The organism is Simplicispira sp. GW247-4R2A (assembly GCF_059424465.1).
Genome location: NZ_JBWKZM010000004.1, coordinates 54,599 through 74,979 on the forward strand (window position 1 = coordinate 54,599; position 20,381 = coordinate 74,979).

Annotated in this window: 14 protein-coding genes, 1 CRISPR repeat array and 2 riboswitches; of the genes, 3 read left to right on the plus strand and 11 right to left on the minus strand. The window is 63.0% G+C overall.

Annotated elements, in window-relative coordinates; translation table 11 throughout:
• A partial coding sequence (locus AC07ZH_RS04365; protein WP_495198706.1) for a fibronectin type III domain-containing protein occupies positions 1 to 1,798 on the minus strand: 1,798 nt, incomplete at its 3' end.
• 339 nt (positions 1,799 to 2,137) lie between these two features.
• On the opposite strand from AC07ZH_RS04365, the gene AC07ZH_RS04370 reads away from it, so the two are divergent.
• Together AC07ZH_RS04370 and wrbA are read left to right on the plus strand one after the other, a co-directional pair.
• Positions 2,138 to 2,608 (plus strand): DoxX family protein, encoded by a 471-nt coding sequence (locus AC07ZH_RS04370; RefSeq protein ID WP_495198707.1) that lies wholly within the window; start codon positions 2,138 to 2,140, stop codon positions 2,606 to 2,608.
• Positions 2,609 to 2,686: 78 nt separating this feature from the next.
• Positions 2,687 to 3,289 carry an NAD(P)H:quinone oxidoreductase gene (gene wrbA / locus AC07ZH_RS04375; protein WP_495198708.1) on the plus strand — a complete coding sequence of 201 codons (603 nt, stop codon included), beginning with the start codon at positions 2,687 to 2,689 and terminating at the stop codon, positions 3,287 to 3,289.
• A 103-nt stretch (positions 3,290 to 3,392) separates the two neighbouring features.
• Here the strand turns inward: wrbA and AC07ZH_RS04380 are convergent, their stop codons facing one another.
• The 10 genes from AC07ZH_RS04380 to AC07ZH_RS04425 all read right to left on the minus strand — a co-directional run bounded on the left by AC07ZH_RS04380 (position 3,393) and on the right by AC07ZH_RS04425 (position 17,950).
• Complete coding sequence (locus AC07ZH_RS04380; protein WP_495198709.1) at positions 3,393 to 4,706, minus strand: D-amino acid dehydrogenase; 1,314 nt, start codon at positions 4,704 to 4,706, stop codon at positions 3,393 to 3,395.
• A gap of 51 nt (positions 4,707 to 4,757) precedes the next feature.
• Positions 4,758 to 4,863: riboswitch (glycine riboswitch) on the minus strand.
• 15 nt (positions 4,864 to 4,878) lie between these two features.
• Positions 4,879 to 4,980: riboswitch (glycine riboswitch) on the minus strand.
• Between the two features lie 37 nt (positions 4,981 to 5,017).
• A CRISPR array of direct repeats spans positions 5,018 to 8,569; the repeat unit is 37 nt; unit sequence GTTTCAATCCACGCCCGCCATTGCTGACGGGCGAGCC.
• A gap of 223 nt (positions 8,570 to 8,792) precedes the next feature.
• Entirely contained in the window at positions 8,793 to 9,083 is a 291-nt protein-coding gene (gene cas2 / locus AC07ZH_RS04385) for a CRISPR-associated endonuclease Cas2 (protein WP_495198710.1), read from the minus strand.
• 9 nt (positions 9,084 to 9,092) lie between these two features.
• Positions 9,093 to 10,121, minus strand: coding sequence for a type I-C CRISPR-associated endonuclease Cas1c (gene cas1c / locus AC07ZH_RS04390; RefSeq protein WP_495198711.1), 1,029 nt, complete (start codon positions 10,119 to 10,121; stop codon positions 9,093 to 9,095).
• 24 nt (positions 10,122 to 10,145) lie between these two features.
• On the minus strand, positions 10,146 to 10,784 hold the full coding sequence (gene cas4, locus AC07ZH_RS04395; protein WP_495198712.1) for a CRISPR-associated protein Cas4: 639 nt from the start codon (positions 10,782 to 10,784) through the stop codon (positions 10,146 to 10,148).
• A 24-nt stretch (positions 10,785 to 10,808) separates the two neighbouring features.
• Positions 10,809 to 11,702 carry a BRO family protein gene (locus AC07ZH_RS04400; protein WP_495198713.1) on the minus strand — a complete coding sequence of 298 codons (894 nt, stop codon included), beginning with the start codon at positions 11,700 to 11,702 and terminating at the stop codon, positions 10,809 to 10,811.
• A 12-nt stretch (positions 11,703 to 11,714) separates the two neighbouring features.
• A complete protein-coding gene (cas7c, locus tag AC07ZH_RS04405; RefSeq protein ID WP_495198714.1) occupies positions 11,715 to 12,713 on the minus strand; it encodes a type I-C CRISPR-associated protein Cas7/Csd2 in 999 nt (332 codons plus the stop codon).
• Positions 12,710 to 14,503, minus strand: a complete 1,794-nt coding sequence (cas8c, locus tag AC07ZH_RS04410; protein WP_495198715.1) for a type I-C CRISPR-associated protein Cas8c/Csd1 — start codon at positions 14,501 to 14,503, stop codon at positions 12,710 to 12,712. Before cas8c ends, cas7c begins: the two co-directional genes overlap by 4 nt.
• Positions 14,500 to 15,153, minus strand: coding sequence for a type I-C CRISPR-associated protein Cas5c (cas5c, locus tag AC07ZH_RS04415; RefSeq protein ID WP_495198716.1), 654 nt, complete (start codon positions 15,151 to 15,153; stop codon positions 14,500 to 14,502). The genes cas8c and cas5c overlap by 4 nt, the downstream gene beginning before the upstream one ends.
• A 13-nt stretch (positions 15,154 to 15,166) precedes the next feature.
• A complete protein-coding gene (locus tag AC07ZH_RS04420) occupies positions 15,167 to 17,416 on the minus strand; it encodes a CRISPR-associated endonuclease Cas3'' (protein WP_495198717.1) in 2,250 nt (749 codons plus the stop codon).
• A gap of 195 nt (positions 17,417 to 17,611) precedes the next feature.
• Positions 17,612 to 17,950, minus strand: coding sequence for a hypothetical protein (locus tag AC07ZH_RS04425; RefSeq protein WP_495198718.1), 339 nt, complete (start codon positions 17,948 to 17,950; stop codon positions 17,612 to 17,614).
• Between the two features lie 159 nt (positions 17,951 to 18,109).
• Between AC07ZH_RS04425 and dinG the strand changes: the two genes are divergently transcribed.
• Positions 18,110 to 20,290: an ATP-dependent DNA helicase DinG gene (gene dinG, locus AC07ZH_RS04430; protein WP_495198719.1), complete on the plus strand. Its 2,181-nt coding sequence runs from the start codon at positions 18,110 to 18,112 to the stop codon at positions 20,288 to 20,290.
• Positions 20,291 to 20,381: the final 91 nt, after the last annotated feature.

Genomic DNA, 20,381 nt, shown 5'->3' on the forward strand with positions numbered 1-20,381 from the left:
TGGCTGCACCGGTTCCGGTAAACCCGCCAGGATTGGACGTGACGGTGTAGCCCGTGATGGCCGAGCCTCCATTGCTGGCCGGCGCCGTGAAGGCAACGCTGGCCTGCGCAGCGCCTGCCGTGGCGGTGCCTATCGTGGGCGCGCCTGGAACGGTGTACGGCGTGACACTGACCGCCGCTGACGCAGCCCCGCCACCGCCCGCATTCACTGCACGCAACGTGACAGAGTACGCGGCTCCATTGGTCAGCCCGGTAATCGATACAGGCGAACTGGTGACCGCAGGCGCGAAGGAAGTCCAATGAGCGCCAGCATCCAACGAATACTGGTAATTGGTGATCGGCGATCCGTTGTCGGACCCTGCGGTGAACGAAATGGTGGCTTGCGCATTCCCGGGTGTCGCGCTCAGGCCCGTGGGGGCATCCGGTAACAGGATGGCGGTCAGGCCGACCTGGTAGAGATCAGAGTGGATATAACCAGACGAATCAGTTCCGGAGGCCGAGTACAGAAGAGAATATCCGCCACTACCGTCCGGCAAATAGAAAGGCGTTACCAGCGCAGGGTTCGGCGGCGTTGTGGTGTTGGCAACGGCGGGCACCGTGATGCCTGAATCGACGACAGAGCCGATCAGCGCGCCTGTCGCAGGCGAGATGGCCCCTGTGCTGAATCCCCCGGCGTCGTTGAGCATCATGGCGACCAGATTGCCGCCGTTCACGCCAAAACTTCCCGCCGCATTGCCCACACCGGAAGGATTGCCCCAATAGTGTGTTGCCGCAATGGTTGCGCTCGCCGGGAAAATGCGCGCCGCGGTATAGCTTTTGGTGCCACCGCCAGTTCCTGTCACCGTCACGGTGTGGGTTTCGGTGGTCACCAGACTGCCGTCGTTGTTGAAAACCGTGACCTCCCAATCGGTGCTGGGTGACGTCTGCTGGTTCAGCGTTGCAAAGCCGCCGTTAAATGAAGTGACCAACGTGGTGTCGTTGGTCTGCCCCTGGCTCCAGTTCACCCGGGCATAGTTCACACCGCTCGCAAAATTTGCCGCAGTCCCGTCAGATGCCAACTTGAAAACAAAATCACCCAAGGGCGTGTAGGTAGAACTCACGTAGTCATAGACCGCGCCCGTGATGACAAAACTTCCATCTGACAGCGCCGCCAGATTCAATCCGCCCAAAAAATACAGTTTTCCAATATCCGGGTCGTTGCCCGGATTAGGTGCGGGGTTGGTCGAATCGCCCACCGTGGTTTCCGTGTTGTGCACGTAGTTGCCTACCACGTAGGAGTAGGTGTTGACATACACCGTGCTGCCACCGAGAACAGCGGTGGCAAATCCGCCGCCCGTCAAACCCACAACCTGCGGCGCATAGCCGGATGCTGATGCCAAGGCCGACGTGCTTTTGGTCAGAGTCCCGGCGTTGTCAAAGAGTGCATAAAAGTTGGAGGGCAGGTTAGAAGTGGCCTTGTCCACTTCGGTCCAGACCACGACAAACCCGCCGTTTAGCAACGGCGCCACGCGCATGTCCAGCAGGTAGTTGTTGACGGGGTCCGACAAATGTGCCGCCGTGATATTGATCGTGGCCTGCACGGTGTTGCCGGCATCCAGCACTTTGACAATCCCATCAAAACCCGGGCCATGGGGGCTGTAGCTCACTGCGTCGCCAGACGTCTGCTGGAGGTAAGCGGATATCTTGTTCCCGTTAGACAAAACATCCAGCCCCGCCGCCAACACTTGGTAGCCAGACGGGGATCCGGTGCTGGCTTGGACCAGCGTGCCGGTCGCGTGTGCCTGCAAGGAAGCCGACATCGCGATGCACGCGACGACGCTTAGACAAAGTCGCCCTGCTGCTCGACAAAACTTTGAGAACATTTCAAAACCCTCTTCTTCTGTACGGCGCCCCAGGCCTACGCGTTGTGCCCAGGCCTATGGATTCGTGCCTTTGGAGCAAAGACCCGCAATTCTTTGTCACATTTTGAGGAAGATCAATCTTTTCTCTCAAACTCGTGGCGATCCCGCCCTCGCTCGGCGGCCATTGACACCGCAAACAGAACGGTGAGTTGGCCTTGCGCTGGTTTATCTTTGTTTGCAGCAAAACTAAAGTCGTGGTGCTGACACGACAACGCACAAAGGCTTCTTGGCAGACCAATGCCGTTGGCCGCTATTTACCGAGAAGTCTCCTCCCTGTTTTTCACGACTACCACCATGACCGACAAATACGCCTCCTACGTTTCCCTCGCCGGCCGCATCCTGCTGGCGCTGATGTTCATTCCCGCCGGTTTCGGCAAGTTGACCCACATTGGCGGCACGGCGGGCTACATTGCCAGCGGCGGTTTGCCCTTCCCCAGCCTGCTCGCAGTGCTGGCCGGCGCGCTGGAGCTGTTTGGTGGCCTGGCGCTCGTCATCGGTTTCAAGGTCCGCTGGGTGGGCCTGGCGATGGCCTTGTTCACGCTGGTTGCCAGCATGGTGTTCCACCCCTTCTGGTCGGTGCCCGAAGCACAGCAGATGGTGACCAAGCTCCTGTTCATGAAGAACATCTCCGTCGTTGGCGGCATGCTGCTGATCTCTGCCCTGGGCGCTGGCGCGCTCAGCCTGGATGAGCGCCGCAGCGGGCGCTGAAGCCTCGCCCTGAGCGCTGCCGCGTTACCGGTCCGCACGGGCCAATCCCAAACCTCTCCATCCAGCCAAGGAAACCCCATGTCCAAAGTCCTCGTTCTCTATTACTCGTCTTATGGCCACCTGGAGACCATGGCCTCGGCCGTGGCCGAAGGCGCTCGCTCTGCTGGCGCTGTGGTGGACATCAAGCGCGTACCAGAAACGGCACCCACCGAAGTCGCCAAGGCCGCGCACTTCAAGCTGGAGCAGGCAGCGCCCGTCGCCAGCGTTGCCGACCTGGAGCACTACGACGCCATCGTCATCGGCGCGCCCACGCGCTTTGGCCGCATGCCGGCGCAGATGGCGAGCTTTCTGGACCAGGCCGGCGGCCTGTGGGCGCGCGGCGCGCTCAACGGCAAGGTCGGCGCTGCGTTCACCTCCACCGCCACGCAGCACGGCGGCCAGGAAATGACGCTGTTTTCCATCATCACCAACCTGCTGCACTTCGGCATGGTGGTGGTCGGCCTGCCGTACAGCCACCAGGGCCAGATGACGCTGGACGAAATCGTCGGCGGCAGCCCCTACGGCGCGACGACGATTGCCGGTGGCCAGGGCCAGCGCCAGCCCAGCGCCATCGAACTCGAAGGCGCGCGCCACCAGGGCAAGCTGGTGGCCGAGACGGCGAACAAGCTGTTTGGCGGCTGAAGGCTGCCCGGCCAGCGATGGCCGCGCAGGCCCTTTGAGTTTTAGGTCAAATTGGCTGCTATCGCTTACTCATTAAGCGCTAGCAGCTATTATTTAAATAGCATTACTGCGCTGCGGGCGCCATTGCTCCGCGCGGTGAGCGTGCGGTGCCCGTGCCGACAAACGCGAAATCCACCTCCGGCGCCAGGCCGCTGACGATGCGCGCCAGGCTCTTGCCCGAGCCGCAAGAATGCGTCCAGCCCAGCGTGCCGTGGCCCGTGTTGAGGAACAGGTTCTGCACGCGCGACTGGCCGATGATCGGCAAGTTCGACGGCGTGGCCGGGCGCAGGCCACTCCAGAACTGCGCTTGCGCCGTGTCGCCCGCGCCGGGGAACAGCGCTTGCACCCGGCGCACGATAGCCTCGCAGCGCACGCGGTTCAGGTCGCGGTCGTAGCCATTGAGTTCGGCCGTGCCCGCAATGCGCAAACGGTCGCCTTGCTCTGACGTGTAGCGCGAGAAAACGAGCTTGAATTCGTCGTCGGTCAGCGACACCTGGTGCGCCATGGACGCGTCTTTTACCGGCATGGTCACCGAGTAGCCCTTGGCCGGGTAGATCGGCAGGTTCAGGCCCAGCGGCTTGGCGAGCAATGGCGAGAAGCTCCCCAGCGCCAGCACGTAGGCATCGCCCTGAATGCGCTGGTAGCGGCCCTCGTTGTCGGTCACTTCGACATGGTCGATGCGACCGCCTGCTTCGCGCAGCGCCGTGATGTGGTGGCCCATGCGGAACTCGACGCCGTCCTGCACGCAGCGCGCGGCCAGTTCGCGGGCGAACCGGTTGGCATCGCCCGATTCGTCTTCGGCGGTGTAGGTGGCACCGGCGAGCTGCGGGCGAATGTGGCGCAGCGCGGGCTCCAGGCGCACCGCTTCGTCGGCAGAAATCACCTGGCGCTCGCAGCCCAGCTCGCGCATCTGCTGCGCGGGCGCTTCCGCCGCATCGAACTCTTTCTGGCTGGTATAGAAGTGCAGAATGCCCTGCGTGCGCTGGTCGTATTCAAGACCCAAATCGCGGCGCAGCGCTTGCAAGGTGTCGCGGCTGTAGGTGCCCAGGCGCACGATGTGCCCGATGTTGTGGCGCGTGCGCGCCGGCGTGCATTCGCGCAGAAACTGCAGGCCCCACAGCCACTGGCGCATATCGGCGCGCAGGCGAAAGAGCAGCGGCGCATCTTCGCGGCCCAGCCACTTGAGCAGCTTGAGCGGCGCGCCGGGGTTGGCCCAGGGCTCGGCGTGGCTGACGGAGATTTGCCCGCCGTTGGCGAAGCTGGTTTCGGCGCCGGGCGTGGCCTGCCGGTCGATGACGGTGACGTCGTGGCCTTGTTGGCGCAAAAAATAAGCCGAGGTGACGCCGAGCAGGCCGGCGCCCAGTACGATGACTCGCATGAGAAGACTCCAAGAGAACGGTGGTCGCACCCAACAAAACGTTGGTTGCGTGCCGCTCCCTCTGTCCTCGGTACCTGAGAGATTCAGCCCTGCTCTGCGAGCGCGGCCTTGCTCCTTCGGTGCGTCACGGCTGTGACGGCTCTCCAGACGGCGTTTGGAACGTGTGGGCGTTCCACGGTGTGCAGTACGGTACCTGAGCGTTCATGGGAGTTTGCGCCTTCGGTGGCACGCCGTGGAACGGGTCCGTGGGCGTGCGCTCTCCTGCGGGGGGCAGTGTAGCAGGCCGTAAACCCCGTGACCGAGCGCTGCCGGATTTGATCCACGCCCGCCATTGCTGGCGGGCGTGCCTGGGCCGAAGGCGCGCAGGTGATTTCGCCTTCTTCGGTGAGGTAGAAGTTTCAATCCACGCCCGCCATTGCTGACGGGCGAGCCTAGAAGCCGGCGTCGGCCGCGCCAAGCGCTCGCTGTTTCAATCCACGCCCGCCATTGCTGACGGGCGAGCCCCAGCTTCTGCCAGACGTGGGCGCACGAATCAAGGTTTCAATCCACGCCCGCCATTGCTGACGGGCGAGCCCGGATATTGACGGCATCAGACCATGCATTGATAGGTTTCAATCCACGCCCGCCATTGCTGACGGGCGAGCCCGGGTGGCTACGGCGGCTCACGGCAGGGCGTGATCGTTTCAATCCACGCCCGCCATTGCTGACGGGCGAGCCCAGGCAGCAGCGGCGGGGCCAACAGCAGCAGTGGTTTCAATCCACGCCCGCCATTGCTGACGGGCGAGCCGCTGGCTTTCAGGGCTCTTTTGCTGATCGGGGACGTTTCAATCCACGCCCGCCATTGCTGACGGGCGAGCCAGTCGATCTCTGCCAACCGCACGCTGGCCTTCACGTTTCAATCCACGCCCGCCATTGCTGACGGGCGAGCCGGCCAACACTCGTTCTACCAACTGCTGCACCAGGGCGTTTCAATCCACGCCCGCCATTGCTGACGGGCGAGCCCTACGGCACTTCTACCGGTTCAACGAGTATGCCGGGTTTCAATCCACGCCCGCCATTGCTGACGGGCGAGCCGGTGCCTACATCCTGTCCTTCACCTTGCACCTGGGTTTCAATCCACGCCCGCCATTGCTGACGGGCGAGCCGTTCTTGGTCACATCCAAAGCAACCAGCACGTTCTTGTTTCAATCCACGCCCGCCATTGCTGACGGGCGAGCCCGAAGTTGATGGATCGGTCTACGAGCACACTTTGGTTTCAATCCACGCCCGCCATTGCTGACGGGCGAGCCTGGCGACAACGAGGGCAACTGGCACTGGCCAGACGGTTTCAATCCACGCCCGCCATTGCTGACGGGCGAGCCCACAGGATGCTCGTCAGTTCTTTGACGCAGGATGGTTTCAATCCACGCCCGCCATTGCTGACGGGCGAGCCATGTCGGCGGCATTGCCCTTGTCGCTCTTGGAAATGTTTCAATCCACGCCCGCCATTGCTGACGGGCGAGCCCTTCTGACGCCTTGAAGCTCATTGAGCTGGCAAAGGTTTCAATCCACGCCCGCCATTGCTGACGGGCGAGCCCTCAGGTTTTTGGCCGGTTGCTATTTCCCATCCAGTTTCAATCCACGCCCGCCATTGCTGACGGGCGAGCCCACAGCTACCGCGATCCACGGCCACGCAGGCCGGAGTTTCAATCCACGCCCGCCATTGCTGACGGGCGAGCCTTGAACGCAGCCGCGCAAAGCCTTGGGCTGACCGACGTTTCAATCCACGCCCGCCATTGCTGACGGGCGAGCCGGAGCTAACCGTCAGCAGACGGGACTGCGCGGGGGTTTCAATCCACGCCCGCCATTGCTGACGGGCGAGCCTCGGCGAGGCAGAGGGTCAAAGTGTAGCTGCTGTTGTTTCAATCCACGCCCGCCATTGCTGACGGGCGAGCCTCAAGCGCTTCATTTTTGACGCTGGCGACCAACTTGTTTCAATCCACGCCCGCCATTGCTGACGGGCGAGCCGAGCGTGTTCGTCGCTGTGGCTCGGCCAATGCTGGTTTCAATCCACGCCCGCCATTGCTGACGGGCGAGCCGAATTGACGGGCCAGCTTCAGGCCCTCAGCATCTCGTTTCAATCCACGCCCGCCATTGCTGACGGGCGAGCCCAGTGGGGAAATGACACCAGAGCGCCAGCTCAAGCGTTTCAATCCACGCCCGCCATTGCTGACGGGCGAGCCTCTGAGGTCGTCACCGCTGCATAGGCTTGGAGTCGTTTCAATCCACGCCCGCCATTGCTGACGGGCGAGCCCGCATTTGTTTTTCTTCTGCGTCCACTTCCATCAGGTTTCAATCCACGCCCGCCATTGCTGACGGGCGAGCCTGGCACAAGGCCAGCGCGTGACGGTGTTCAGTGGGGTTTCAATCCACGCCCGCCATTGCTGACGGGCGAGCCGTCCCAAAGCTCGCACAGGGCAACGTCGCCAAGAGCGTTTCAATCCACGCCCGCCATTGCTGACGGGCGAGCCTCGGGTCGTACTGCACGAACTCGCCACGCAGCCTGTTTCAATCCACGCCCGCCATTGCTGACGGGCGAGCCGTTTGTGCCGACGAGGAAGCGGGCATGACAAATGTTTCAATCCACGCCCGCCATTGCTGACGGGCGAGCCCTGCTCGTTTCCGAGTAAAGGAGCAGCCATGACAGTTTCAATCCACGCCCGCCATTGCTGACGGGCGAGCCGGGCGGTGCCGCTGACGGATGAGCAGTTGTATGAAGTTTCAATCCACGCCCGCCATTGCTGACGGGCGAGCCTTGCAAATGCAAGCCTGGCTGGACACCAGCAGGAGTTTCAATCCACGCCCGCCATTGCTGACGGGCGAGCCCTCCTCGTGTTGCGTCAATGAACACCAGCAAACCGGTTTCAATCCACGCCCGCCATTGCTGACGGGCGAGCCTGCTTCAGTCTCCGGCAGCACAGTCGATGTGGGTGTTTCAATCCACGCCCGCCATTGCTGACGGGCGAGCCAATGCCTGCCTTGCGCTTGCCCGTCATGTTGGCCTTGTTTCAATCCACGCCCGCCATTGCTGACGGGCGAGCCACTAGGCGGGCACAGCAATGGACGCACAACAAATTGTTTCAATCCACGCCCGCCATTGCTGACGGGCGAGCCCTTTCGGCTCCTCGTAGGCAACGCACATCAAGCCGTTTCAATCCACGCCCGCCATTGCTGACGGGCGAGCCGCCGTAAACCACGGGTTATCCTGCCAGTTGGCTCGTTTCAATCCACGCCCGCCATTGCTGACGGGCGAGCCGGTCTGCGTCGTCGCGCAGCCGGATATAGGCGTTGTTTCAATCCACGCCCGCCATTGCTGACGGGCGAGCCTTGCGCCGCCCCACACCGTGACTTCCCCTGGCCGGTTTCAATCCACGCCCGCCATTGCTGACGGGCGAGCCCTTGGTACGCAGCTCTCAAGCGGGCAGTACGGCGAGTTTCAATCCACGCCCGCCATTGCTGACGGGCGAGCCCTTTCTGTTTGCAATGGAAGCGTCCGACTTGATGGTTTCAATCCACGCCCGCCATTGCTGACGGGCGAGCCCGTAATCGCCATTCGCTCCGCAAAAAAGCAGAGAGTTTCAATCCACGCCCGCCATTGCTGACGGGCGAGCCGAGAAGATGCAACACAAGCTGCGCATCGGATGGGTTTCAATCCACGCCCGCCATTGCTGACGGGCGAGCCTGGTGTGTTATATAATGCGGCATGGCACCAGTAAGTTTCAATCCACGCCCGCCATTGCTGACGGGCGAGCCTCCACATTCAGCCCCACCGGTTTATCGGGCAGAGGTTTCAATCCACGCCCGCCATTGCTGACGGGCGAGCCGCTTCCCCCATAAACCGAAGTTCTTCAACGATTTTTCCCAACGTTTCCGCGAGCCCGACAACGAAACCATCTGTCTCAGAGAAAAACATGGGTCGAAAAAATGAAAGTTAAATCAATTCAATGGGTTGCGACGCGCGCGAACCTTACGGGAACTCAGCAGTCACTCGGGGTTCGCGCACGCCACCATAGCACGGCGAGGGCGCAGTGTTCGTATGGAAGGGGGCTAAAGGACCAAGGGGCCATCGAAGTCAACGGCTTTGAACGTACCGTGTTCGACTACCTCGAAGCCACGCGACCCAGGGATGCGATAGAGCCGGAGGCAATCGGTAGTCGAATCAATTTCAGCCAGCAATTGACGCTCCAAAGTCTCGAACTTCGCCACGTCCAACTGGCATTCGAAGACCGATTTTTGCACCCGCTGCCCGGTGCTCTCACAGACCCGGGCAATGCGGCGCAAGCGGCGGCGACCCGCCTTGGTTTCGGTGTTCACGTCATAACAAACCAGTACCAGCATGCAGGGCTCCTACTTACCCACAAAGGGGACATACGGCGCACCGTCTTCGCGCAGGGCTCGCGCCATGAGGCGTGCCTGCACCATGGGGACCAGGCCCAGTGGCACCGCCTGGGCCAACAGCGCGTGGTTGATTTCGTCCTTCTTGCGTTCCTGGTACGCCACGACCACCGCCTTGCGCGCACCAGGCTCTAGCGACACGCCACCACCTTCTCGAAGCACGAAGTCATTAGCGCCAAGTTGCCCACGGTTGATCAGCGTCAGGGCCAACCGGTCGGCCCATGGGCGAAATTCTTCCATCAGATCAAGTGCCAAAGCGGCGCGGCCAGGACGCAGGGCGTGCAGAAAGCCGACTTGCGGGTCCAGCCCGGCGGCTTCGAGTGCGCTGCGGCAGTCGTTCATCCACATGGCGTACAAAAAAGACAACACTGCGTTGAGGCGGTCACGCGGTGGGCGGCGGGTGCGGCCATCCATGGTGAACGCGGCGCGCTGGTCCGGGCGCACCAGCAGGTTCAGGCCGCTGAAGTATTGCCGCGCGGCTTCGCCCTCCACCCCGCGCAGGCTGTCCAGATGGGTCGCGCCAGGCAAAGCACGCAGGCTGGCGGCCAGGTCATCCGCAAGGCGCGCCAGGGTTTTGGCCTCGCTCTCTGATTTGGCTTCGCGGGCGCCGCGCTGCAGCACCTGCCGGGTGTTTTTGATTTTCCCGGCCACGCAGGCACGCGCCATATCGAGAGTGAAAAGAGGGTCGACCACACGCTGAAACTGGGCCTGGCGCAGCAGCACGTTGCCGCTGACGGCCCCCTCCAACCGGCCTTTGAAACGGCCGTTGTCGTCCAGCAGCACCAGCGCCACGCCGCTCTCGGCCAGCCGGTGCATGAGCGGGGCCGACAGGCCGGTGTGCCCAAAGCACACGACTGCGCTCAGGTGGTGCAGGGGCACGCGCAAGCGGGTTTCCCGCTCAACTTCCACACGCAAGGTGTCGTTGTCCAGCCGCAGATAGGTGTCCGGCGTGGTGACGTAGAGGGTGTTGAGAAGTTGCATGGCCTGGCACCTCGTGTGGTGGCACTACGCGTCCGGATCAAACAAGGCGTGCCGGGCAAGCACCAAGCTCACGTGCGTGGCGCGGGGCTGGCAGCGCTCTCGCAGTGAGCAGGCTTTGCAGCGCCGTGCGGCCTGCTCGCCCTCCAGAGGCGGCGGCAACTGACCACTGGCCAACATCTGGCGAATGGCATTGGCTGTCTGGGCAACCTCCAGCCGAAGTTGCGCGGTGATGGGCACGACCCGACGGCGCTTGGAGCTTGCGTAGTACAGGGCGCCTTCGTTGACGGTTTTACCCATCATCGATTCCAGGCACAGGGCCTGGGCGGCCAACTGGATGTCGTCGCACGCGGCGATGTCTGCGGCCTTATTGCGGCTGCCGTGCTTGTATTCCACCGGGTAGGGCACCCCGCCCGCCAGAAACTCCACCACATCGGACTTGCCAATCAGCCCCAAGCCGTCGTGCCACAGCGGCAGGGCACGCTCCACGCGCACGCCTTTGGCCGTTTCCACACCAGGCTGGTCGGCCTTGGCATGCACGGCCTGGCCGCGCAGGGTGTGCACGTTGTCGTCAAACACCTGCTCTAGATGGATCAGCCCGCATTGGCGCGGGCAGTATTGCCAGTGCTGCAGGGCAGACAGGGGGATGGTTTCAAGTTCAACCACGAGCGGCTTTCGGTGCCCAATACGTTATGACTTTTTGGTTGCTTTGATAGTCTTGGCGGCTTTGATCGCCTTCACTGGTTTCATCGCACTTTTAACCTGGGTTGCAACCGGCGGCAGGTAGTTGGCGCCGGTCACCACCGATTTGCCCGTCTGCCCTTCCAGTTGGTTGCGCGCTTGGCGGGCAATGCGCCCACCAGTCTGGGCGGCGGACTTGTTTTGCGCCATGCCGGTGGCCTCTATGCTCTCGGCGATCTGGCGGGTGGAAAGCTCGGCCAGGGCGGTAAAAATGAGCTCTGCCTCGCTCATGTGGTCGCGCAGATTGTGGCTTTTTAGACCCTTCATTTCCTTGTGCTGCGCCACGCTCACGCCCGCCCATTCCTGGTGGATGATGTTGGTGAGGATGGCGAATTCGCTGCCCTGCTGGATATCGTGTTCGCTCCAGTAGTCGGTGAGCTTGTTCCGGGTTTCCTGGCCCGTCATGCGCTGCTGGATCCACTTGTCGCTGCGGCCATGCTGCTGCCAGGTCTGGCGGGCGCGGTTGAGTGAGAGGGCCGGGTCGGCCATCTCCTGCATGCGCTCGTAGCCCACCTTGGCGAGCCAGAGTTTGATGGGCTCGGCTTTGGGGCTGGGGACGGACTGGACCAAGCGCAGCAGGGTTTCAGCGGTGGCGACGTCGGTGAGGCGCTGCTTGCCATCGGCCGCCGGCATTTTCAACTGGTGACAAGCTGTCACCAGTTGACTGCCTTCATTGGCAAGCCGACGTTTGAGCTGGTTCCAGTATTTCCGCGCGGTCAAATCATCCGGTTGCTGCGTGAGCACCTGCACCACGTCAACTACAGAAAACCACCAGGTTTCCGTGGCCTCGTCGTACACGCGGCGTATGGCTTGGCCGTCGAATTCGGTGGGTAATATTTTCATGCGGCACCTCCATCAGCAACGCCGGGTCAAGGTCACACCCGCTGCGGGCTGCACCGATTGCCCCACCGCCAGGCTCTGGCCATCAAATGCCACCGAATACGCATCAAAGCTACGGGCTACCGCGCCTTCTTCCTTGGGTTTGACTTGCAGGCGCTCGAACAGCGCGTACGCCGGCGCGTTGCCCAGTTCACTGTCGTGCTTGAACACATAAAGCCCGCGCGTGGACATTTCGCCGCGCGCGGCAGAGCGGTCGTGCTCAAACATCTGCGCCAGGGCGTGGAACACCAGCTCCAGATCGCCCTCATCAAACCCCGTTTGCTTGGCGAGGAACGAGGACACAAAACCATGGGCCACATACACGCCGTAAGGCACAGTGTGCTTGCGGCCCATGGTGCGGTTGTCGCCCTGCTGTTTTTCGGCCTCGGCTTCGGTGGCAACGGCCATGCGGGTGATGGAGTGCTCAAGCGCCACAATGGGCTCGACTGAGCGCGCAAACGTAAGCTGCACCGGGCCGCGCACCTGGCCGCAGTTCACGCCCGTAGACATGACGGCGCCAAAGGTGCGCACGTCAAAGAAGTTTTGGCACATCCATTGGCGAGCCTGCCCCACCTCGTCGGCGCTGCCTTTGCGTTTTTCTTTGCCGGGTTTTTTCTTCTTAGCGTCATTTGCTACATTTTCAATAGCCTCTTCCGCTTGTTCTTCCTGAGCTACCGCCAGATTTAGTGCCGAATACGCACGCTGGTTCTGGTGGTTCAGGATGGCCTTTTCACGCACATAAATTTCGAAGCGCTTTTCGCCGTCCACCGGAGCACGCTCGTCCTGCTCTTTGACCAGGCCGACAAAATTGCGCACCTTGCGTTTGAGCGAGACATCGGTCACCAGCCCATGGCCTGATTCAGCGTCCAAACGCGGCATGTTGCCAGCGTCTGGGTCACCGTTGGGATTGCCGTCTTTGACATCAAAAATCAAAACGAAGTCGTAGCGATTGGCAAGCTTTTTATCGGGGCTCATGCTGGGTTTCCTTCGGTGGTCGTCGTGAGGGTGGCGGCTGCGCTGTCGTCCGGTTTTTTGGTAAAAAAGTCTTGCCGCTGGTGGTAGTAGCCCAGCGCAAAGCGTCCTTGGTCGGGCAGCGGCAAGTGCTTGGGAAAATCTGTCACCGGGCCGAGCACTTCACCCAGCAGCTTCTCGAACCACAAGGTGCGCCCGGTAGTCAGCTTTTTGAGGTGCGCGTTCTTTAAGCGCAGCAAAGTGGTGAACACCGCCACCGGTATGCTCGACGCCGCGCCGTAGTACCGGTCGCGGATAGTGGCGTTCAGACCGGGGCTGGCTTCTTCCTGGATCTTTTCCAGGACCGCAAAGAGCCGACCCAGACGGTATGCCGAGTGGGTGTTGCTGAGGTCAAGCATGGGCAAAAACTCCTGTTCTGGGGAAGGGCGGGGTGATGAAAGCAGGGCGTGGCGCAGTTGGCGGTTAAGGCAGGCTTTGATGGCCGCTGCGCGCAGATAGTTGACGTTTTGCTCCGCCCGGCTGCGGCCCACTGCCGCGTTGAGCCACAGGCTGGGGTAGGGCGTGTTCACGCCGGAAAAAATCGCATCGACGATGGAACCACCCAAATTAGGCGGAATGTTGTCGGCCTTGTTTTGCACCGCTACCGCCGTCAGCAGGCGAAACAGCGAAGGGTATTGCGCATCGTGTAGTCCACGCGCCAGCGACAGGTCTTCAAAGTGTTGTGCAATGCGCTGGCCCAGTTCGCGCAAGGTCACGCAGTGAAAGAACCGAATGCTGATGCGCGCCGCATTGGGCGCCAGGCCCAGCACGTAAAAGCGCGTGTTCTCGTCAGAGCTGCCCCACTTGCCGCTGTGCACTGCATTCAGCAGGGCGTGCACGGCACGGGTGCCAGCGTCGGGATCGTCTTTGGGCGGGTCACCAAAAATGTCGGCTGCCAGCGTTTCAAATTCTGATTCCCGTTCTGCCCAGAACACCGTGGAGGCGTCGCCCACCTGGATGCGCTGGCTCGAATCCTTGCGCAGCAAGTGGTTCAGCGCCGTGGTGTAGGCAAAGGCCGCGGCACGGCTGACGGGGGCGTTCTCGCCCTGCCGCTCGGTTTTGCCGTAGGACTCGAATGCGCGCGCGTTGAACGAGACGATGTTAGCGCCGGAGGTTTGCGCACCCCACACGCCCTTGATCGACGCGTGCAGGCGCTCGACCGGGGCCTGCTCACCCGTCACGATGCACATCGCCCGTGGGGACTCTGCATCGGTGGGCACATTCAGCGCTGCGCTGACCACGGCAGTCCGCTGGCATACCAAATCGAGATCGCCTTGCAACCGAAAGCTGAGCACTGCATTGGCCTCCAGCGCATCGGCCCATGCGGGTTGGCGCTCCAGTTGCGGGAGGTCAACGTGGTCGAGAAAACGCACCACGGCCTGAATGCCTGCGTCTGCACGCGCAGCTTCAGGCTGGGCTGCAATGCGCGCGCGAAAGGCGGCGTGCTGCTGCGCCACGCGCTCGGGCTTGCCCTTGGTGTCCACGCCGAGCACGTATTCCAACGTGTCCCAGAGCAAATTGGCGGCGACGCCCGAGGTCTTTTTGACGCCTATCGGCACCCGAAAAACACGGGCCACCTTCTTTTTTCCTTGCGGCTCGCGGGTGTCGCGCAGTTGCAGCAACTCGCCCTCGGCACTGATCTCCAGGATGAACGGAATCTCCTTTTGCTCCAGCCCAAACAGGGGCAGACGCTGGGCCGGGTCAGGGTCGTCGCATTTGCGGCGGTAGTAGTCGTTCAGGGCTTGCAAAATCATCCGCGTGCCTCCTCAAATGGCGGCACCTGCACGACGCCTTTGTCCAGCCTGGCGTTGAAGAAACGCGGCTGCGGGTCCGCGGGGTGGGTGAAGTCCAGGTCGTGCAGCATCCAGCCCAGCTCTCGGGTGTCGGCAATCGGCGTGGCGGGCGGCGACTCTGCGGTAACGAGACGAACGTCCGCTGCAAACTCGCGACAACCCAAATACGGCTGGTTCACGCATTGGCCTTTGCTGGCGCGGCGGGTGAACATTTCGGTGTATTTCACCAAGGGCTCGGTGCAGCCCGGTGCCAGCGACAAGTCGGCGTGGATACGGTAGGCGACATCGCGCAAAAAGTAGCCTGCACGCTGCTGGCGCTCGTCTTCGATATAAAGCCCCAGCGTGCCACTGCCCGCCGCCATGGCTTGCTGCACATTGCGCGTGGACACGACAGCGCTGACCTCGTTGCGCCGCAGGTTAACCCAGCGAAAAGGCTTGAGCACTTCAATGCGATGCACCCGCCAGCGGATAGCTGGCTTCCACAGCACGGACTCGAACACGGCGCGGGCAGCCGATGGCGTCATCACGTCATAGGAAACGCGCTCGACCTTCATCTCCGGGCGGGTGAAGCAAGCAAAGGGGCCTGAGACTTCGAGGCAAAAACTGGGCATCGTTTTCTTTTCCTTAACTGAAAAACCCGCTGGGGTTGAAAACATCCCCCTCAGGCTTGAGACCGAGCATGGGGTCATACAGGTTCTCCGCATCCACCTGCACGTAGAGCCCCGGCATGGGGAGAGTCAGACTGCCTTGCATCAGCATCTTGTCGGCCACCCTTTTCTGAATGCTGACGGTGTAGCGCTGCAGTTTGCGCATCAGCCAGCGCTGCGGGCCATCTGCGGCAAGCATTCCAAGAAGTTTTTCGATCTCGTCGTGCTGTGACCAGTAGCGCACCACCACCATGGCCGTGTCTTTGTCGTCGATCAAACGAAACGCGTCAGCAGCAGAACGAAACTGCGTGGCGAGCGTGCGCAGTTCTACCTTGAGTTGGCCCACGATGCCATGGCTGTCCAAGTCCACCGAGTGGTAGAACTCCGTGAAGTAGCGGCCAAACAAGGCCCGCGCCAGTGGGTCGTGCGCTTGCCCGTGCAAGGTGGAAATGCAGGCATCGGCCCCTTTGCGCAAATCCCCCAGGGGCGGGCGCTCTGGCGGCACAAACACCACCACACGCCCCTTGCCGTTCAGACGCCCTTCGCGGTTGCAGCGGCCCGCCGCCTGGGCGATGGAGTCAAGCCCGGCCAGGGCTCGGTAGACCACGGGGAAGTCAATATCCACCCCGGCTTCCACCAGCTGCGTACTGACCACGCGCAGCGGGCGCTCGTCGCGCCCTTCGCGTCTGTCTTTCAAGCGCTGCTTGATCTGGTCGATGACGTCTTTGCGGTGCGCGCCGCACATCAGGGCCGACAGGTGCAGGGTGCCGCCCGGCATCAGGCGCTGCAATTCACGCGCGGCTTTGCGGGTGTTGACGATGGCGAGCACGCAGTCTTCAGCGCTGAGTTGCGCGGCCACATCGGGCCACATGGTAGGGGTAGTCCAGTCGGGTGGCAGTTCGACGTTGACGCGCTTCAGGGCGTCAAACAGCGCGTCTGGGTTGTCGATAATTTCGCGCACATTTTCGAGCCCGCGCAGGTTCTTGCTCGCGTCAAAGTATGCGGTGCTATTGAGCGCAGGCTGGGTGGCAGTGCACAGCACCACCGTGACGCCATAGTGCGCCACCAGCAGGTTCAGAACGTCCAGAATAGGCTGGAGAAATGCGGGCGGCAGTTGTTGCGCTTCGTCCAGCACAACGATGCTGCCCACCAAGTTGTGAAGCTTGCGGCAGCGCGAGGTTTTGGCGGCAAACAGCGACTCGAACAACTGCACGTTGGTGGTGACGACCAGCGGTGCGTCCCAGTTTTCGCAGGCCAGGCGGCTGCGCATGGTTTCGTCCTGGGCTATGGCGTCGGCCTGGCTGTGGTGCTCGATCAGCACCTCGTCGCCCAGGGCCTGGAACACACCCCGGAAGACATCGGCCGTCTGCTCGATGATGCTGGTGTAGGGGATGGCGTAAATGATGCGGCGCTTGCCGTGCGCTTGTGCGTGCTCCAGCGCAAACGCCAGGCTGGAAAGCGTCTTGCCGCCGCCCGTGGGCACGGTGAGCGAGAAGAAGCCCGAAGGCAAGGCCGCCTTGGAACGGCATTGGCGCAGGATGTCGGCCCGCAAGGTGTTGACCGGTGTATCTCTCACCGGCAGCGCGGCCATGTGGGCATCAAAGGCCAGGCGCATCTGCGCCAGCGTGGGAAAGCCTTCGCGGCGGGCCGGCTTGCCGGCATCAAAGTGCGCTTCGGTGTCCAGAAAGTCGGCATCCACCAGACACGAGAACAGCATACGCACCCACAGGGCAAAGCCTTGGGGGCCACCGGGAATGCGCGCCACCAAGTCGCCATGCGCCAGAAGCTCAGCGGGGGGATGGGCTTGCAACGCTTCTTGTACCTCCCGCTGGGCGTCTTCGCTTTGCAGCCGCTCTTTCAGTCCGCCATGCCAATCATCCAGCCCCGCGTGGTGGCCCGCAATCAGGTAGGCAAGGATGTGGCCGTAGGGGCGGCCAGGCTGGTTCAACTGCTGCATCGCCCACAGCGCGCCAGCGGCGGAATGGGTCTTTTCCCGCCCGCCCACCTTGCCCTCAATATGCGCATCGGGGTTGTCTGTCTGCTGGAGATAGCGCTGAAATCCCGGCCGGTATTTGCCCAGGTCGTGCCATAGGCCGGCCAGATAGGCCCAGCGCAGCGTCTGCTCGGCGGTGTCAAAGGATTTGGAAAAATCGGCGGCCAGCACAGCCACCGATTGCAAATGCTCGGTCAGCAAATGGCCGCCCGAATGGGCCAAGGGTTCTGACACGGTGAGCCTCCCTCAAAAATTCTTTGGAGGCAGCTTACGCTTCAGTGCGTCGCGATGGAAGCCTTTGCCCAGCAAGCGGGACAGGCCCTGCCATGCCCATCCCCGCAGTCACGGTAGACCTCAGAAATTCAAGTGAAATTCGGCCCTAACGCAATTCCATAAAACGCTAATAGCTTTTATTTTCATAGCATTTTCTTACTTGTGATCCGGCTCCACCGGCCCTGGTGTTCCAGGAAGTGGTGGCTCGGGCGGCACCACCGGCTTACCCACGTTGTGCGCCTCCCGGCCGGCATCGGTGTCCACCAGGCCGCGCTGCACATCGCGGTAGGCCTGCTGCACTTTGGCGCTGGGATTGCCGTCGGTCATGCCAACCGATTGGTCGCGCTCATGCGGAAGTTGGGGCAAAGCCGGGTCGGCGGTATTGCTCGCTTGTTCAGAATGCTTCTGCGCCGGCTCCACCGGCACCGTGGTATTCACGCTGGGTTGGGGGTGCTCTTTGGGCAGTTCGTGGGCGGGGGTATCGATGTCGGTCATGCAGGCTCCTAGAGGACGGGGTGACTCAGCGTCCCATCGTAGAAGTCGCCCAAGCAGGCCTTTGTAGGCGTGCAGCGCGAGGGACTGGGAGCATTTCCAGCGCCTCGTCACTGGCTTTTCATCCAGCGACCGGCTGCGAACGTGCCACACTCACGCCCCATGTCTTCTGAAGAATGGTCGGCCAAAGCCTTGCAGGCGTTCGATGCCATGGTGCAGGCAGGCAGCGGCCTGCGCGCGCGCGGCGGGCAGCGCGGCATGGCCGAGTGCGTGGCCAACACCTTTGCCAAAGCGCAACTGGGCAAGGTGGAAGACGGCACCGAGCCGCAACGCGCCATTGCCGTCATCCAGGCCGGCACCGGGGTGGGCAAGTCGCTCGCCTATTGCGCGCCGGCCATTGCCATGGCGCTGGCGCGCGGCACGCGGGTGATCATCTCGACGGCGACCGTGGCATTGCAAGAGCAGCTGGTCCACAAGGATTTGCCGCTGCTGGCCGCGCAGATGCCTGAGCCGTTCCGCTTTGCACTGGCCAAGGGGCGCGGGCGCTATGTCTGCAAGCTCAAACTGGAACGCCTGGCAGGCCAGGGCGGCTCGGACGAAGGCGACGACGACCTGTTTCCCGACGACGAGTTGCCGGCCTCCAGCGAGGTGGGCGAGGCGCGCATCCGCCTCTACAAAGGCATGGCCGACGCGCTGGCCAGCAGCGCCTGGGACGGCGACCGCGACAGCCTGCACGAGCAGCCCGACGCCGCGCTGTGGCGCCCGGTGGCGGCGGAGGCGAGTTCGTGCACCGGCAAGCACTGCCCGGTGTTCAGCGAGTGCAGCTATTTCGAGGCGCGCAAGGCGCTGGTGGGCGCGCAGGTGATCGTGGTAAACCACGATTTGCTGCTCGCGTCGCTGGGCGCGCGCGTGCTGCCCGAGCTGGACAACTGCCTGCTGGTGCTCGACGAAGCCCACCATTTGCCTGCCACGGCGCTGGAGCAGTTCGCCTGCCGCATGGACCTGAGCCGCCTGGCCTGGGTCGACCGGCTGGCGAGCCGCGCGCTGCGCGTGGGCACGCTGCTCGAAGTGATGGAGGTGGCCGATATTCCTGCCCAGGCCAGCAGCCTGCGCCAGGCGCTGCAGGCGATGGAGCGGCTGGTGCTCGATGCCTACGGGCCTGAGCTGCGCGGCGAAACCGGCGGCACGGGAGCCCGGCGCTGGGGCCGGCCGGGGGACGCGGCCATGCCCACCCGCCACCGACCACCGCGTGGCCTGTTGGCGGCGCAGTTGGACGCGCCGCTGGCCGAAGTCGCCGCGCACGCCAGCGAGTTTCTGGAGAGCCTGCGCGCCATCGCCAAGGCGCTGCGCGCCGCCCTGCGCGATACCCCTTTGGAAGCGCGCCGCCTGGCCGCGCTGTACGCGCAGATTGGCATGCTCGCGCCCCGGCTGGAAGAGGTGCACGCGTGCGCTGCGCTGCTGCAGCAAGCGCCTGCCGAGGGCGCCTCGGCGGTGCCCGCGGCCAAGTGGTTCACGCTCATGCAAAACGGGGATTTCCTGGTGCTGCAGGCCCATGCCAGCCCGGTGCTGCCCGGCAACGCGCTGCGCCAGCAGTTGTGGGGCGCGGTGCGCGGCGCGGTGCTGACCTCGGCCACGCTGACGAGCTGCGGCAGCTTTGATTTCTTCTTGCGCGAATCGGGCCTGTGGGGGGACGAGGCTGCCACCACCTTGGAAGTGGCGAGCCCGTTTGACTACGCCGCGCAAGGCACGCTGGTACTGAGCGAAACGCAGGCCGACCCGAAAAACGCCGATGCCTTCAATGCCGAAATGGTGGACGCCCTGCTCGAAGACCTGACGCGCGTGCGCGCCGGCGCGCTGGTGCTGTTCACCTCGCGCGAGCAGATGCGCCGCGCGGTGGACGCGCTCGCCACCGCCATGCGCCCGAGCGTGCTGGTGCAGGGCCAGCTGCCGCGTCCGCAGCTCTTGGCGCGCCACCGCGAGCGGGTGGCGGCGGGCCAGCCCTCCATCGTCTTTGGCATGCAGTCGTTTGGCGAGGGGCTGGATCTGCCCGGCGCGCTGTGCGAATCGGTCTTCATCACCAAGCTGCCCTTCGCACCACCCGACGACCCGGTGGCCGAAGCGCGCGCCGAATGGCTGCGCAGCGTGGGGCGCGACCCGTTCAGCGAACTGGTGGTGCCGGCCACCGCCCTGCGGCTGGCGCAGTGGGCGGGCCGCGCGATTCGCAGCGAGGAAGACCAGGCGCACATCTACTGCTACGACCGTCGGCTCTCGCGCACCAGCTATGGCCAGCGCTTGCTGGCCGGTCTGCCGCCGTTTACCCGGCAAGCGCGGGCGGCGTCCTGAATTGCGTTTTTGATAGCTGTCGACGTAGTGCTGGCAAGCGCTAGGGATGTTCTTACATGGACGTCCCTAGAGCCCGGAAACAATCTGAATA

Bases quoted from the DNA above. Each gene is read 5' to 3' on its own strand.
- AC07ZH_RS04370 (WP_495198707.1), top strand. From the start codon at position 2,138: ATGCCGTTGGCCGCTATTTACCGAGAAGTCTCCTCCCTGTTTTTCACG.
- wrbA (WP_495198708.1), top strand. From the start codon at position 2,687: ATGTCCAAAGTCCTCGTTCTCTATTACTCGTCTTATGGCCACCTGGAG.
- AC07ZH_RS04380 (WP_495198709.1), bottom strand. From the start codon at position 4,706: ATGCGAGTCATCGTACTGGGCGCCGGCCTGCTCGGCGTCACCTCGGCT.
- cas2 (WP_495198710.1), bottom strand. From the start codon at position 9,083: ATGCTGGTACTGGTTTGTTATGACGTGAACACCGAAACCAAGGCGGGT.
- cas1c (WP_495198711.1), bottom strand. From the start codon at position 10,121: ATGCAACTTCTCAACACCCTCTACGTCACCACGCCGGACACCTATCTG.
- AC07ZH_RS04400 (WP_495198713.1), bottom strand. From the start codon at position 11,702: ATGAAAATATTACCCACCGAATTCGACGGCCAAGCCATACGCCGCGTG.
- cas7c (WP_495198714.1), bottom strand. From the start codon at position 12,713: ATGAGCCCCGATAAAAAGCTTGCCAATCGCTACGACTTCGTTTTGATT.
- cas8c (WP_495198715.1), bottom strand. From the start codon at position 14,503: ATGATTTTGCAAGCCCTGAACGACTACTACCGCCGCAAATGCGACGAC.
- cas5c (WP_495198716.1), bottom strand. From the start codon at position 15,153: ATGCCCAGTTTTTGCCTCGAAGTCTCAGGCCCCTTTGCTTGCTTCACC.
- AC07ZH_RS04425 (WP_495198718.1), bottom strand. From the start codon at position 17,950: ATGACCGACATCGATACCCCCGCCCACGAACTGCCCAAAGAGCACCCC.
- dinG (WP_495198719.1), top strand. From the start codon at position 18,110: ATGTCTTCTGAAGAATGGTCGGCCAAAGCCTTGCAGGCGTTCGATGCC.